This is a genomic window from Enterobacter cloacae complex sp. P6RS (assembly GCF_014982245.1).
Lineage (GTDB): Bacteria > Pseudomonadota > Gammaproteobacteria > Enterobacterales > Enterobacteriaceae > Enterobacter > Enterobacter bugandensis.
Map to the genome: position 1 here is coordinate 25,722 of NZ_JADCLB010000011.1, position 15,280 is coordinate 41,001.

The following is a 15,280-nucleotide window of genomic DNA, read 5'->3' on the forward strand; positions in this document are numbered from 1 at the left end:
ATCCTGACGTCAATTCTTACCCCCTCCTTGAATGCTGTGAGGTAACGTCGTGGACCACCTGCCGATTTTCTGTCAATTACGCCATCGCGACTGCCTGCTTGTGGGCGGCGGCGATGTGGCTGAACGCAAAGCGCGCCTGTTGCTGGATGCTGGAGCCCGACTGACCGTCAATGCCCTCACCTTCGCTCCGCAGTTTGACGTCTGGGCGCAGGAAGGGATGCTCACGCTGGTGCAGGGGGAGTTTGATGAGTCCCTGCTGGATACCTGCTGGCTGACCATTGCCGCGACGGATGACGATGAAGTGAACCAGCGCGTCAGCGACGCCTGCGAAGCGCGCCGGATCTTCTGTAACGTGGTGGATGCGCCGAAAGAGGCCAGCTTTATCATGCCGTCGATTATCGACCGTTCACCGCTGATGATCGCGGTGTCTTCCGGCGGCCGCTCGCCCGTACTTGCCCGCCTGCTGCGGGAAAAACTGGAAGCTATTTTGCCGCAGCATCTCGGCCAGATAGCCCACTACGCCGGGCAGCTTCGCTCCCGCGTGAAGCAAACCTTCTCAACCGTGGGTGAGCGTCGTCGCTTCTGGGAGAAATTTTTCGTTAACGACAGGCTGGCGCAGTCGCTGGCGAATCAGGACGCGAAAGCGGTTGAAGAGACGACCGAGCAGCTGCTGAGCGAGCCACTGGATCACCGTGGTGAAGTGGTGCTGGTCGGGGCTGGTCCGGGAGATGCGGGTTTACTGACCCTGAAAGGGCTCCAGCAGATCCAGCAGGCGGATATCGTGGTGTATGACCGCCTGGTCTCCGATGACATCATGAACCTGGTGCGCCGCGACGCCGACCGCGTCTTCGTCGGTAAACGGGCAGGCTACCACTGCGTGCCGCAGGAGGAGATTAATCAGATCCTGCTGCGTGAAGCGCAAAAGGGAAAACGCGTGGTGCGCCTTAAGGGCGGCGATCCGTTTATCTTTGGTCGCGGCGGCGAGGAGCTGGAAACCCTGTGCAATGCAGGCATTCCGTTCTCCGTGGTGCCGGGCATAACGGCGGCGTCCGGCTGTTCAGCCTACTCAGGCATTCCGTTGACCCATCGCGACTACGCCCAGAGCGTGCGTCTGGTCACGGGCCACCTGAAAACCGGCAGCGAGCTGGACTGGCATAACCTGGCCGCTGAAAAGCAGACGCTGGTGTTCTACATGGGGCTGAACCAGGCCGCCACTATCCAGGCGAAACTGCTGGAGCACGGCATGGAGGCTGATATGCCCGTTGCACTGGTGGAAAACGGGACGTCAATCAAGCAGCGCGTGGTGAATGGCGCGCTGACGCAGCTCGGTGAGCTGGCGCAGCAGGTCGAAAGCCCGGCACTGATTGTGGTGGGTCGCGTGGTTGAGCTGCGCGATAAGCTGAACTGGTTCTCGAATCACTAACGCATATTCTCCCTTCCTGGAGTAGTCCTTAAGCGGACTACTCCCCTCTTACTCCTACCGATAACATACCGCCCCGAAGTGGAGCTTTTCCCTTTATTCCCTCGTATTACATCCAATTTTTAGACAAGGAATGCATATGTTCAAACTGGCAAAAGCCGCCGTTCTGGTTGGCCTGTTATCGACGCTGACCGCCTGCACCGGTCACGTTCAAAATACTAAAAATAACTGCAGCTACGATTACCTGCTGCACCCGGCGATCTCCATTTCGAAGATCATCGGCGGTTGCGGCCCGGCGGCACAGCAGTAAGCGTTTTTCAGGCGTAAAAAAAACCGGGGATTTCCCGGTTTTTTATTGAGCCCGTATTTGTCGGGTGGCGGCTTAAGGTTTCGCCACAAACCCAATCGCCTCGTACACCGCTTTCAGGGTTTCGGACGCGCGCGCGCTGGCTTTTTCCGCGCCGTCTTTCATCACCTTCTGCAGGAAAGCTTCGTCGTTACGGTAGCGGTTGTAGCGCTCCTGCAGCTCGGTCAGCATGCCGGAAACGGCCTCTGCCACTTCACCCTTCAGGTGGCCGTACATCTTGCCTTCGAAGTGTTTTTCCAGCTCGGGAATGCTCTGGCCGGTCACGCCGGAGAGAATGTCCAGCAGGTTGGAGACGCCCGCTTTGTTCTGCACGTCGTAGCGCACCACAGGCGGCTCGTCGGAGTCGGTGACCGCGCGCTTGAGCTTTTTCACCACCGATTTCGGATCTTCCAGCAGGCCGATAACGTTGTTGCGGTTATCGTCAGACTTGGACATCTTCTTGGTTGGCTCCAGCAGCGACATCACGCGCGCGCCGGATTTCGGAATAAACGGCTCTGGCACTTTGAATACGTCACCGTAAAGCGCGTTAAAGCGCTGGGCGATATCACGGCTCAGCTCCAGGTGCTGCTTCTGGTCTTCACCCACCGGCACCTGGTTGGTCTGGTACAGCAGGATGTCGGCCGCCATCAGCACCGGATAGTCGAACAGGCCAGCGTTGATGTTTTCAGAGTAGCGGGCAGACTTATCCTTGAACTGGGTCATGCGGCTCAGCTCGCCGAAATAGGTATAGCAGTTCAGCGCCCAGCCCAGCTGCGCATGCTCCGGCACGTGAGACTGAACGAAAATGGTGCTCTTTTCAGGATCGATACCGCAGGCCAGATAGAGGGCCAGGGTGTCCAGGGTGGCTTTGCGCAGCTTCTCAGGATCCTGACGCGCGGTGATAGCATGCAAATCTACGATGCAGTAAATGCAATGGTAGTCATCCTGCATGCTGACCCACTGACGCAACGCACCCATGTAGTTACCAATGGTCAATTCACCTGAAGGCTGTGCGCCACTAAAAACGATGGGCTTAGTCATTATTCAATTCCTGATGTTCACTGTGCGAAAGCCCGAGTGCGGGCAACAAATCTTTGAAGTGGTCGAACACAACATCCGGCTCACTCAGCGTAATGGCCTCACCGTAGTTGTAGCCATAGGTTAAACCGACGGAAGGACACCCCGCCGCTCGGGCAGCCAGAATATCATTACGCGAATCCCCGACAAAGAGCAGCTCCGCAGGCGTTAAGGATAATTTTCCTGCCACCAGCAACAGCGGCTCCGGATGCGGCTTTTTGTTCTGCACGTCATCCCCGCCTACAATCACGGAGAAATATTTCGCGATATCCAGCGCCTCCAGCAGCGGCGCAACAAACGGCGACGGCTTGTTGGTCACCAGCCCCAGCGGGATGCCTTTTGCGTGCAGCGCGCTCAGGGTTTCCTGGACGTCCGGGAACAGGAAGCTACCCTCCTCGACGGCCTCTTCGTAGAAGCGATCGAACAGCTTGCGCAGAATACGCAGCTGCTCATCCTGCGGGATATCGGCGTGATCGACGCTTGGTTTCCCCTGCGCGGAACGCTGCGACGCGCGTTCCTGACGAGCCCACGTCAACGCGCGCTCCATCAGGACATCGGCACCGTTGCCAATCCACGTAATCACACGATCTTCGCCCGCAACGGGCAGTTCCAGTGCATACAGCGCCCGATCGACGGCGCTCGTTAAGCCCGGCGCGCTGTCCACCAGCGTGCCGTCGAGGTCGAATGCCACACCCCGAATTGCCTGCAATTTATCCATGACTTACCTTCGCCAGCTCGCGGCGCATTTCATCAATGACTTTTTTGTAATCCGGTTGGTCGAAAATTGCCGAACCTGCAACGAACATATCCGCGCCCGCTGCCGCAATTTCGCCAATATTATTCACTTTCACACCGCCGTCCACTTCCAGACGAATATCATAGCCAGACTCGTCAATGCGACGGCGCACTTCGCGCAGCTTATCCAGCGTGTGAGGGATGAACGACTGGCCGCCAAAGCCCGGGTTGACGGACATCAGCAAAATCACGTCCAGCTTGTCCATCACGTAATCGAGATAGCTCAACGGTGTTGCCGGGTTAAACACCAGCCCCGCCTTACAGCCGTTCTCTTTGATCAGCTGCAGCGTGCGGTCAACGTGCTCGGAGGCTTCCGGATGGAAAGTGATAATGCTGGCGCCCGCTGCGGCAAAGTCAGGCACGATGCGGTCGACAGGCTTCACCATCAGGTGAACGTCGATCGGTGCGGTAATGCCGTAGTTACGCAGGGCCTTGAGCACCATCGGACCGATGGTCAGATTGGGAACGTAGTGGTTATCCATAACGTCGAAATGGACGACATCTGCGCCAGCTGCGAGAGCTTCCGCCGTGTCTTCACCCAGGCGGGCAAAATCGGCCGACAGAATTGAGGGGGCAATCAAAAACTGTTTCATCCGCATCTCCTTGAAATGTGTTTACCGGCGGGCAAAACGGCTCAGGGGCGATAAAGAGCCAGGAGTTCGTCCACCTTTTTACGTGTGCCGCCGTTGCTGCTAATGCTACGCCGCACCTTAACCTGAAAATGCTTCGCGGCTTTGTACCATTCGCGCGTATCAGGGGTATCGTGATTTGAAATTAACACCGGAATTCTTTTGCTGACCAGTTTTTCCGCCATCTCCGCCAGGCGGGCCTGTTCGGCCGGGCTGAAGCTATTGGTGTGGTAGGCGGTGAAGTTCGCCGTCGCAGACAGCGGCGCATAAGGCGGATCGCAGTAAACCACCGAGTTTACGCCTGCCAGTTCCATGCACTCTTCATAGGAGAGGCAGTGGAACTCTGCATTCTGCGCTTTCTTCGCAAAATGATATAGTTCGTCCTGCGGGAAGTACGGGCGCTTATAACGACCAAACGGCACGTTAAATTCGCCGCGCAGATTATACCGGCACAGGCCGTTGTAACCATGACGGTTGAGGTAAAGGAACAGCAGCGCGCGGCGGAACGGATCCTGGCTCTGATTAAATTCCGTGCGGAACTGATAGTAAACGTCAGGGCTGTTGTTCTCTGGCGTAAACAGCTTGCGCGCCTCTTCCACATACTCATCGGTACGCAGCTTAACGATGTTATAGAGGCTGATAAGGTCGCTGTTGATATCCGCCAGGATATAACGAGAAAAATCGGTGTTCAGGAACACCGATCCCGCACCCACGAAGGGCTCGATAAGACACTCGCCTTTTGGCAGGTGCTTTTTAATATCATCGAGCAGGGGGTATTTCCCCCCTGCCCATTTCAGAAAAGCGCGATTTTTTTTCATGCTGACTAACTGATTACACCTTCTCCGGCTGTGGAGAAAGCTCCGACAGCATCCTGCGCTTTAAACATTACTTCAGATCGGCCTGCACCTGATGAATCGGCTTCGCCCACGGGTTTTTCGCCTGAACGTCTGCTGGCAGTGTCGCCACGGCGCGCTTCGCTTCATCTTTGGAAGCATACACACCGCTCACCAGCACGTACCACGGCTGTCCGTTACGGGTTGTCTGATAAACCACGTAGTTTTTCAGATTCGATTTCTTCGCCCAGCCGTTGAGGTTGTCATAGTTAGATGAACTGCTCAACTGCAGCGTGTAGTTGCTGGACGGTGCAGATTTCAGCGAACCGACGTTGCCAGCTGTTTTACCTGCTGCAGCACTGGAAGCCGTCGCCGTTGCGGCAGGAGCAGCGGTGGCAGCAGGTGCCGTTGTGGTTGCCGTCGCTTTCGGCGCAGTCTGCGTGACTGGCGCTTTGGCCGGCTCGCTCACGGCAGCCGTTTCAGTGCGTTTCGGCTGTGCCGGTGCGGCTTTCACTTCAGGCGCTTTTACCACGGCCTGAGGCTTGGTTTCACGCTTCGGCTCAATGACCGCCTGCTTACGTTCAGGACGCGTCGCAGTTTGCGTCTGGCGCGGTTTAGTTTCCGTTGCTGCCGTCTGCGGCTGCGCGGTAGCACCGTGGATCGGCGCGACGGTTGCAGGTTCAGTTGGCAGCGTAGAGTTAACCACAACGTTATCAACCTGCTGCTGGTTTTGCGGCTGCATCAGCGCATTGTTCAGGTCTCCCTGAACTTCAACACGCTGCTGGCCTTCGGGCGTGACAGGTGCCTGGCCCTGAGCAGGCGTTGATGAAACGGGCGGCAGAGAAACATCCTGCGGCGTCGTTGTGTTGCTGGCAGTCTGCTCAGCGGAAGTGGTGCCCGGCGCTGGCTGTGCACCATTCGCCTGATCCGTCGCATCATTACCGGAGAGGTTGATGCTCTTCTCTGCGGAGGCGGTTTGTTCGGTTGAGTTGGTGGACGGTGCTTTCAGCGCGGAGCCAATGCCAACAATCAGCAGCACAAGCACCAGAACGCCAAGTCCCATCATGATGTACTGACGGGAGGCCGGTTTCTGCGCAGCGGCTTTTTTTCGTTTACGCGGGCGACGCTCTACAGGCTGTTCGTCCATTGAATCTTCTTCGGACTCATAATCCTCTTCTTCTCGCTCATCACGCGCGTTGCGGCTGCGCGAAGGGCGACGATCGTCTGCATCCAGATCAACATCGTCAAAGTTGATCTGCGGCTCGTTATCACGTTCTGAAGATTGACGAGAACGACCAGTACGACGATCGCTGGGATCGGGTTTCAGCTCGTCTTCTGGTTTGAATTCATCCATTTAACACCCCACTCAAAGGCTTATGCCTACGTCTTTGCATTTCGCCTGAAGCTAAACGACCACCGATAACAGTGGCCTGACCTTTCTAGTTGTTACGCCTGCTGGCAATCAGCAATGGCGCCAAGAACGACATCGTGCGACACTCCGCCGCGCACTTCACTCTTCCCTATTGCAAGCGGGAGTACAAGACGCATCTCACCTGCCAATACTTTTTTATCGCGCATCATGTGGGGTAAATACGCCTGCGCCGACATCTCCTGCGGCCCGGTTACCGGCAAACCTGCACGTTCAAGTAGCGCAATGATACGTGCCGTCTCTTCCGGTTTAAACTGCCCAAGACGTTCAGAGGTGCGGGCTGCCATGACCATGCCAGCCGCGACGGCTTCACCGTGCAGCCAGTTGCCGTAACCCATTTCGGCTTCAATGGCGTGGCCAAACGTATGCCCAAGATTCAGTAAAGCACGTAAGCCGGTTTCACGCTCGTCTGCCGCGACAACTTCTGCTTTCAGCTCACAACAACGACGAATGCAGTATGCCAGTTTCGCCTCATCCAGGCGCAGCAGCGCATCCATATTCTCTTCAAGCCAGTTAAAGAACTCGCCATCCAGAATAATGCCGTATTTAATCACTTCAGCCAGGCCAGAGGCCAGCTCGCGTTTCGGCAGGGTTTTCAGGCAGTCGAGATCCACCACCACCGACGCAGGCTGGTAGAACGCGCCAATCATGTTTTTGCCGAGGGGATGGTTGACTGCCGTTTTGCCACCGACAGAGGAGTCGACCTGAGACAGCAACGTGGTCGGGATTTGAATAAAACGGACGCCACGCTGATAGCTTGCGGCCGCAAAGCCGGTCAGATCGCCCACAACACCGCCGCCCAGGGCAAGCAGTGTTGTATCGCGACCGTGCGGTTTTTGCAGCAATGCGGTAAAGACGGTATCGAGTACCGTCAGGCTTTTATACTGCTCGCCATCGGGCAGAATCACATTGTCGACTTTTACGCCTGCCTGCTCAAGCAGGTGGCGCACTCGGTCGAGATAAAGCGGAGCCAGCGTCTCATTGGTGACCAGCATCGCCTGATCACCCGCTTTTAGTGGTAAAAAGGAAGCTGGGTCGTTAAACAAACCAGCCGCGATGGTGATAGGGTAACTACGTTCCCCGAGAGTAACTGTAATCCTCTCCATGACGCGACATCCACCTTTAATGCTTTTACCCGCAGGCGAGTGTATATAAAGCCAGAATCAGTTGCTTTCCAGCATATGAATAATCTGGTTTGCAACCACTTTAGCGCTCTGATCGTCAGTACGAATGGTCACATCGGCAATCTCTTCATACAGGGGATTGCGTTCGTCGGCCAACGCTTCCAGAACTTCGCGTGGTGGCGTTTCAACCTGCAGCAGCGGGCGCTTTTTATCGCGCTGCGTACGTGCCAGCTGTTTCTCAATGGTCGTCTCAAGATAGACCACTACGCCACGGGCGGAGAGACGGTTGCGGGTTTCGCGAGATTTCACAGAGCCGCCGCCTGTTGCCAGTACGATGCCCTGTTTTTCCGTGAGTTCGTTGATCACTTTTTCTTCTCGGTCACGGAAACCTTCTTCGCCTTCTACATCGAAAACCCAGCCCACATCAGCTCCGGTTCGTTTCTCAATCTCTTGATCAGAATCGTAAAATTCCATATTGAGTTGTTGAGCTAACTGACGCCCAATAGTGCTTTTGCCGGCACCCATAGGCCCAACCAGAAAGATATTGCGTTTCTCTGCCATTTTATCGGTACTACTAAGACTATTCGTTAATGGTAATCCCCGCTTCGCAGACACCCGGCGTAGCAGGACATGAACTGAAACCTCATATGCAATAGAGCGAGAGTCAGACTAAAAATTATCTCAATACTCCGGCTTGTTTGGCAACTGATTAAATCACCGCGCCGGACGCATAAGGTAATAAGACGTAAGTCCAACTCAAATCGGTACTCCTTGTATGCTAATTCATGCCCCACGTCAAACATCTGCAACAAACTGAATGCAAAATCATTGCGGGGATCGTTACCCGTTAGTGAATACCGACCAGACGTGGCGTAATAAACACCACTAACTCACGCCGCTCATTATCTTTTCCATCATGGCGAAAAAGCTGTCCCAGCCAGGGGATGCTCCCAAGCCCGGGCACGCTGTCACTGCCGGTTTTGTTCTTTTGCGAGAAAATTCCCCCCAGCGCCAGCGTTTCTCCACTTTTTACCTCCACCTGGGTTTCTATCTCCTGCTTATCGATGGCAAGCGTTTCGCCATCGGCCTGCTGCAGCACCTGTCCCGGCATGTTTTCACTGATGTGTAGCTTCAGGCGCACGCGCCCACCGGGCAATACTACCGGCGTGACCTCCATTCCGAGTACCGCCTCTTTGAACTCCACCGAGGTCGCCCCGCTTTCACCGCTTGAAACCTGATACGGGATCTCACTCCCCTGCTTAATGCTGGCCGGTTGCATGTGCGAGGCCAGCAGCCGCGGGCTGGCAATGATATCGACCTGCTGTTTTTGCTCCAGCGCAGAGAGCTCCAGATCCAGCAGCCTGCCGTTAATCCGCCCGATGTTAAACCCCACATGCGTGGTAGCACTGGCTACAGAAAGATCGCTGCCAAGCGTCGTTAGCTGTCCAACCTTGCCCGCCTCAGTGGCCTCGGCAAGATTCCACTTCACCCCCAACTCTCGCAGGCTTTTTTCATTAATGGTGACAATGTGCGCCGCCAGTTCGACCTGCTCGACGGGAATATCCATCTGAGCCGCCCACTGCTGCAGCGCCTCCAGCACCACCTGGTTATCCCTGATGAGCAGACGGTTGGTGCGTTTGTCGACAGATAAACTCCCTTTTGGGCTCAGGAGCTTTTCAGCCGCTTTTTGCAGTTCTCCGGCATCCGCATAAGAAAATGGGATGCTGTGCGAGACCAGCGGAGCATCAAGCTGTCGACGCGCTCGCTCCTGCTCTAAACGTTCCCGCTGTTCACGCTGCCAGGCCGCGGTATGGACATAATAAATACCGCCCTCCTCTCGTAAAACGAGTCCGGCGCTGGTGACTACCGTCTGTAGCGCCTGCCGCCAGGGAACGCGCGTCAGGTTAAGCGAGAGCGTGCCGCCGACATCCGGCGATACCACCAGATTACGCTTCTCCTGCGCAACCAGCGCCTGTAGCACCTGAACCACCGGCGCGTCATCCACCACCAGCGTGACCGGCTTTGGCGCGACTGCCCACAGCGGGCGGCTGAACGCCAGCAGCAACAGCACTATCCTTAACTTCATTTTTATCCTTTCCTTCTCGTTGCCACGCCCATTCTTCGGGATCGCATGAGTCACCCACATCAACAACCAGTTCCGTTTCATTGATGGCCGTTATCCGCCAGCCCGCCGGGAAACGATCGTGCTCTTTCAGACGATGCCAGCGCCGTTGCCCATCCAGCAAAATACCAACGCGCTGCTGCCCTCCCACCATCCCGCGGTAGTGCCACTGTGCCAGTTCGGCTGTGGCGCAGGGGTCGTCCGGTGGGCGAAACGGATCGCGCATGCCGGTCAACAGCAGCGCCGAGCAAACCAGCAGGTATCTCGCGCTATTTCGCATGTTCCAGCTCCAGCCTCAGGCGTAACGCCGTACTTTGTGGCGCAAGCGTGAAAGCAGCGACCCGCACATCCCGCTGCGCCAGCCGGGAAAAAAGAGGCGGGATCGCCTGCCACTCCGCCTCCAGCGCCAGTTCACCGCCGTTTTGCAACGGCTTCCAGTGAAGGAGCCTTGTACCCTCCCCCTGAAAATCGAGCGGTGAAAAGGGCTTTATCTCCAGTGCCGTCCGGGTTTGCGGGCTAAACGGCACCTGACTGGCGGTGGGCCACAGCGACGCGTTAGTCCGCGCCGCCTGGCTCAACTGCTGCCGCTGATCCGCACACTGCCTCTCAGTTGGCCGGAGCAATACACCCCATGCTGTCAGGCCCATCAGGAGAATACCCAGCCCCCCGCAGACCAGCCGACACCAGGGACGACTTTCACACCAGCGTTCTAGCAAGGTCTCCACGCGTTACCCCTCGCTTTTCAGGTGCAGAGTGAACATCCAGCGCCCCTGGCTATCCTGCCGGAGTTCCCCCTCAGAACCGGGCGTAAAGCCGTCTATGTGCTCCAGCCCATTACGCAAGGCAGAAAGTGCCTGCAGGGTAGTGGCATATCCGATCAACATCAGAGCAGGAGGCTGATAACGCAGCTCTGTCAGCCATACCTGCGCAGGCATGGCCTCAGAAAGTGACTCCAGCACCGGTTGCCATGCGCGGCGTTGCGGCGTGCCCGCAGGGTTCTGCACCTCTGCGGTGGGTCGCTGGCGAGACACAAGACCACGCTGCACGGACTGCGTACCCGCCAGTTGAGCCTGCAGCGCGCGCAGCGTTACCAGATGATTCATCCTTACGCTAAAAACGGCCATCAGCATGAGCAGCAATGCGCCGACAAATACGTCGCCCCAGAAACGCAGACATCGCGCGCGCCGCTGCTGACGCCAGGGCAGGAAGTTGGTCACGTTCATTCAGGCACCTCGCTCATGGCCAGCGCCAGCGCGACGGTATAGTCAGCCCCGCATTCGGGAAGAGGCGCATGCCAGCGCTGCAGCGTTTCCCATGGGGTTCGTTCGGCATCAAAGAGCGCGATGTCATTCTGGTTGAGGGCCAGCAGCGCCGCCAGCTCAGTGACGTTTTCTGCTTCAGTGGTATAACGACGCCCCCACTGATGGCGCATAGCCCACAGCCAGTGGTGCGCATCCCGCCAGGCGACGCACTGCGTCGGCGCTAACGCAGGCAGCAGGTTCGCCAGCGCGCTGGCATCCGGGGTGATGGTCGCCAGCCGCAAACGTAGCGTTTTCGCCAGATCAAGAAGCGTTTCAACCTCTTTGTTTTGTGCGGCAGTCACGTGAAACGTATTGCTGAAGGTGTCCTGGGTGTAGTCGAAACAGAGGGACTCTGTCGACATCTCCAGTTCGCGCGAAAGCGCCGCCCCCATCCACGAGAGCTGCTCGCTGTCGCGCAATGCAAGAGCCGGTCGGGGCAACGTTTTTTGCAGAGTCCGTGCAGCAGGAAAGGAGAGAAATACCCGGTGGTAGTGCGGGAGCGCTTTTCGCCAGTCGCGTAAGGCATCGGCCAGCGCTTCTGGCTGACAAATTTTGCCGTCACGAATGATGCCTTCGGCCAGAGAAATGGCCCACCAGTGGCGTAAGCACCAGCCGCCTCTCTCCCGGACCAGTGCCGTAATCAGCACCTTATCCTGTTGAATATGAACGCCCGTTTGCCATGTTTTGAAAGCCATGCTTCACGATCTCCTTATCGCCCGTCGCCTTGACGGCTATATCAATGAATCAGGCTTGCCTTTATACTACCGCGCGATTGTTTAGAAACTGCCCAAGTGAAACCAAATGGGAAATCTCCGGTGAAGTTCGTAAAGTATTTATTCATCCTTGCAGTCTGTTGCATTCTGCTGGGAGCAGGCTCGATTTACGGTTTGTACAAATATATTGAGCCACAGCTACCTGATGTCGCCACGCTCCGCGATGTGCGTCTCCAGATCCCAATGCAGGTCTATAGCGCCGATGGCGAGCTGATGGCGCAGTATGGCGAGAAGCGTCGTATCCCGCTGACCTTAAACCAAATTCCCCCCGTGATGGTGAAAGCTTTTATCGCCACGGAGGACAGCCGTTTCTACGAGCACCACGGTGTCGATCCGGTCGGGATTTTCCGTGCCGCAAGCATTGCGTTGTTCTCCGGTCACGCCTCCCAGGGGGCGAGCACCATTACGCAACAGCTGGCGCGTAACTTCTTCCTCAGCCCTGAAAAGACGCTGACGCGTAAGATCAAAGAGGTGTTCCTGGCGATCCGTATTGAGCAACTGCTGAACAAGGACGAGATCCTTGAGCTGTACCTCAATAAAATCTATCTGGGCTACCGTGCCTATGGCGTGGGGGCAGCCGCGCAGGTGTACTTCGGTAAGCCTGTTGAACAGCTCACCCTAAGCGAAATGGCAACCATTGCCGGTCTGCCAAAAGCGCCGTCCACGTTTAACCCGCTTTACTCGCTCGATCGCGCTACCTCACGTCGTAATGTCGTCCTGTCACGTATGCTGAGCGAAGGCTATATCAGCCAGAGCGAGTACGACCAGGCGCGTAACGACGTCATTGACGCCAATTATCACGCCCCTGAGATCGCCTTCTCTGCCCCTTATTTGACCGAAATGGTGCGCCAGGAGATGGTGAGTCGTTATGGCGACAAGGCCTATGAAGATGGCTATCGCGTGTACACCACCGTTACCCGTAAAGTGCAGCAGGCGGCTCAGGACGCGGTGCGCAATAACGTGATGGACTACGATATGCGTCACGGCTATCGCGGACCGTCGAACGTGCTCTGGAAAGTGGGCGAAAGCGCATGGGACAGCAAAAAAATCACCAGCACGCTGAAAGCGCTGCCAACCTATGGTCCGCTCCTTCCAGCCGTAGTGACGCAGGCTGATCCTCAGGAAGCCGTTGCGACGCTGGCGGACGGCACGTCCGTCTCCCTGCGCATGGACGGTATTCGCTGGGCGCGTCCATACCGTTCGGACACCCTGCAGGGGCCAACGCCGCGCAAGGTGACCGACGTGGTACAGGCCGGGCAGCAGATTTGGGTGCGCAAGTCAGGCGATGCCTGGTGGCTGGCGCAGGTACCGGATGTGAACTCGGCTCTGGTCTCCATCAACCCACAGAACGGGGCGGTAATGGCGCTGGTCGGCGGGTTCGATTTCAACCAGAGCAAATTTAACCGCGCCACGCAGGCGCTGCGTCAGGTGGGTTCCAACATCAAGCCGTTCCTCTACACGGCAGCGATGGATAAGGGACTAACGCTTGCCAGCATCCTAAACGACGTGCCGATCTCCCGCTGGGATGCCGGTGCCGGTTCCGACTGGCAGCCGAAGAACTCTCCTGCGGAGTATGCCGGTCCTATTCGTCTTCGCCAGGGTCTGGGGCAGTCGAAAAACGTGGTGATGGTGCGTGCCATGCGCGCGATGGGCGTCGACTATGCGGCAGAGTACCTGCAGCGCTTCGGCTTCCCGGCGCAGAACATCGTTCGCACCGAGTCGCTGGCGCTGGGCTCAGCCTCCTTTACGCCGCTTCAGGTCGCCCGCGGATACTCGGTGATGGCCAACGGCGGCTTCCTGGTTGACCCGTACTTCATCAGCAAAATCGAGAACGACCAGGGCGGCGTGCTGTTTGAAGCGAAGCCGAAAATTGCCTGCCCTGAATGTGATATTCCGGTCATTTACGGCAATACGCCGAAATCCGAGGTGCTCGAAAACAAGGACATGGAAGACCCTGCCGTTTCTCAGGAGCAGCCAAATATCGTCTTGCCGCAGCCGCAGCTGGAGCAGGCTAACCAGTCGCTGGTGGCGCAAACCGGCGCGCAGGAGTACGCCCCGCATGTGATCAACACGCCGCTGGCGTTCCTGATCAAGAGCGCGCTGAACACCAACATCTTCGGTGAACCCGGCTGGCAGGGTACCGGCTGGCGAGCAGGGCGCGATCTGCAGCGCCATGATATCGGCGGTAAAACCGGGACAACTAACAGCTCGAAGGATGCGTGGTTCTCCGGCTATGGGCCGGGCGTGGTGACGTCAGTCTGGATCGGTTTCGACGATCATCGCCGTGATTTAGGCCGTACCACGGCATCCGGCGCGATTAAAGATCAGATTTCCGGCTACGAAGGCGGCGCCAAAAGCGCGCAGCCGGCCTGGGATGCCTACATGAAATCCGTTCTTGAAGGCGTGCCGGAGCAGCCGCTGACGCCGCCACCGGGCGTGGTGACGGTCAATATTGACCGCAGCACCGGCCAGCTCGCTAACGGCGGTAATAGCCGTGCCGAGTATTTCATCGAAGGTACGCAGCCAACCACACAGGCGGTGCATGAGGTGGGTACAGAGATTATTGATAACGGCGAAACGCACGAGCTGTTTTAAGCATAAAAATGCCCGGTAAAAACCGGGCAAAGAATTGCAGGCAGGGTAAGGCGAAGCCGCCACCCGGCTTTTTTATGGCCTACAGCCGCCCTTGCCCCTTCAGCCACTCGCGAACCAGGAACAGCGCGCTCACGTTGCGAGCCTCGTTAAAGTCAGGGTCTTCAAGCAGATCCATCAGATGCGCCAGCGGCCAGCGAACCTGCGGCAGCGGCTCTGGTTCATCTCCCTCCAGCGATTCAGGATAGAGATCTTCAGCCACCACAATGTTCATTTTGCTGGAAAAATAGGACGGCGCCATGCTCAGCTTTTTCAGGAACGACAGTTCGTTCGCGCCAAAACCCACCTCTTCTTTCAGCTCGCGGTTTGCTGCTTCAAAGACCGTTTCACCCGGATCGATGAGCCCTTTCGAGAACCCAAGCTCGTAAGATTCCGTCCCCACGGCGTATTCGCGGATCAAAATCAGATGATCGTCGACGATAGGGACAATCATCACCGCTTCGCGCGAAGAGGGGCGCATACGCTCATAAACACGACGCACACCGTTGCTGAACTCCAGATCCACACTCTCGACGTTAAACAGGCGCGATTTGGCGACAGTTTCAACGTGCAGAATGGTGGGTTTTTGTAGTGGTTTGCTCATCTTGATGGGGTCTTAGCAGTGTGAACTGGCGTTATTGTGCGATATGCCGCACGGTTTCGGCAATGTCAATTGTTCTTTATTTACATTTATGCAACGCAGCAGGGATCAATCCTCAATTCAAAACAAATGTCAAGAGGTTGAAATGTTTCCAGGAATTTGCTGATATCGCGCCATGACAGGCTTTGCTATCATCACC

General features: G+C 56.8%; 16 protein-coding genes. 3 read left to right on the plus strand and 13 right to left on the minus strand.

The genetic code is table 11. From position 1 onward, the window contains the following. Positions 1-49: 49 nt before the first annotated feature. Together cysG and INF73_RS06330 are read left to right on the plus strand one after the other, a co-directional pair. On the plus strand, positions 50-1,423 hold the full coding sequence (gene cysG / locus INF73_RS06325; RefSeq protein WP_028014655.1) for a siroheme synthase CysG: 1,374 nt from the start codon (positions 50-52) through the stop codon (positions 1,421-1,423). Between the two features lie 136 nt (positions 1,424-1,559). Then, positions 1,560-1,730, plus strand: coding sequence for a YhfL family protein (locus INF73_RS06330; protein ID WP_008503029.1), 171 nt, complete (start codon positions 1,560-1,562; stop codon positions 1,728-1,730). Between the two features lie 72 nt (positions 1,731-1,802). Here the strand turns inward: INF73_RS06330 and trpS are convergent, their stop codons facing one another. The 12 genes from trpS to INF73_RS06390 form a co-directional block, all read right to left on the minus strand. Further along, complete coding sequence (trpS, locus tag INF73_RS06335; protein WP_028014657.1) at positions 1,803-2,807, minus strand: tryptophan--tRNA ligase; 1,005 nt, start codon at positions 2,805-2,807, stop codon at positions 1,803-1,805. Beyond that, positions 2,800-3,561, minus strand: coding sequence for a phosphoglycolate phosphatase (gene gph, locus INF73_RS06340; RefSeq protein WP_048998970.1), 762 nt, complete (start codon positions 3,559-3,561; stop codon positions 2,800-2,802). Before gph ends, trpS begins: the two co-directional genes overlap by 8 nt. Then, positions 3,554-4,231 carry a ribulose-phosphate 3-epimerase gene (gene rpe, locus INF73_RS06345; protein WP_023333698.1) on the minus strand — a complete coding sequence of 226 codons (678 nt, stop codon included), beginning with the start codon at positions 4,229-4,231 and terminating at the stop codon, positions 3,554-3,556. Before rpe ends, gph begins: the two co-directional genes overlap by 8 nt. Before the next feature lie 41 nt (positions 4,232-4,272). Next, entirely contained in the window at positions 4,273-5,085 is an 813-nt protein-coding gene (dam, locus tag INF73_RS06350; protein WP_028014659.1) for an adenine-specific DNA-methyltransferase, read from the minus strand. A gap of 67 nt (positions 5,086-5,152) precedes the next feature. Then, positions 5,153-6,454, minus strand: coding sequence for a cell division protein DamX (gene damX, locus INF73_RS06355; protein ID WP_041911922.1), 1,302 nt, complete (start codon positions 6,452-6,454; stop codon positions 5,153-5,155). Positions 6,455-6,546: 92 nt separating this feature from the next. Next, positions 6,547-7,635: a 3-dehydroquinate synthase gene (gene aroB, locus INF73_RS06360; protein WP_048998971.1), complete on the minus strand. Its 1,089-nt coding sequence runs from the start codon at positions 7,633-7,635 to the stop codon at positions 6,547-6,549. Positions 7,636-7,692: 57 nt separating this feature from the next. Next, positions 7,693-8,214, minus strand: a complete 522-nt coding sequence (gene aroK, locus INF73_RS06365; RefSeq protein WP_003861630.1) for a shikimate kinase AroK — start codon at positions 8,212-8,214, stop codon at positions 7,693-7,695. A gap of 286 nt (positions 8,215-8,500) precedes the next feature. Beyond that, positions 8,501-9,739, minus strand: a complete 1,239-nt coding sequence (gene hofQ, locus INF73_RS06370; RefSeq protein WP_193540278.1) for a DNA uptake porin HofQ — start codon at positions 9,737-9,739, stop codon at positions 8,501-8,503. Continuing rightward, on the minus strand, positions 9,651-10,055 hold the full coding sequence (locus tag INF73_RS06375) for a HofP DNA utilization family protein (RefSeq protein ID WP_048959291.1): 405 nt from the start codon (positions 10,053-10,055) through the stop codon (positions 9,651-9,653). Before INF73_RS06375 ends, hofQ begins: the two co-directional genes overlap by 89 nt. Then, positions 10,045-10,500, minus strand: a complete 456-nt coding sequence (locus INF73_RS06380; protein ID WP_193540276.1) for a HofO — start codon at positions 10,498-10,500, stop codon at positions 10,045-10,047. Before INF73_RS06380 ends, INF73_RS06375 begins: the two co-directional genes overlap by 11 nt. 3 nt (positions 10,501-10,503) lie before the next feature. Next, on the minus strand, positions 10,504-10,998 hold the full coding sequence (locus INF73_RS06385; protein ID WP_193540274.1) for a PilN domain-containing protein: 495 nt from the start codon (positions 10,996-10,998) through the stop codon (positions 10,504-10,506). Then, positions 10,995-11,771, minus strand: coding sequence for a DNA utilization protein HofM (locus INF73_RS06390; RefSeq protein WP_193540272.1), 777 nt, complete (start codon positions 11,769-11,771; stop codon positions 10,995-10,997). Before INF73_RS06390 ends, INF73_RS06385 begins: the two co-directional genes overlap by 4 nt. Positions 11,772-11,891: 120 nt before the next feature. Between INF73_RS06390 and mrcA the strand changes: the two genes are divergently transcribed. Next, a complete protein-coding gene (gene mrcA, locus INF73_RS06395; protein WP_028014665.1) occupies positions 11,892-14,444 on the plus strand; it encodes a peptidoglycan glycosyltransferase/peptidoglycan DD-transpeptidase MrcA in 2,553 nt (850 codons plus the stop codon). Positions 14,445-14,523: 79 nt separating this feature from the next. Here the strand turns inward: mrcA and nudE are convergent, their stop codons facing one another. Next, positions 14,524-15,084: an ADP compounds hydrolase NudE gene (gene nudE, locus INF73_RS06400; protein WP_028014666.1), complete on the minus strand. Its 561-nt coding sequence runs from the start codon at positions 15,082-15,084 to the stop codon at positions 14,524-14,526. Positions 15,085-15,280: the final 196 nt, after the last annotated feature.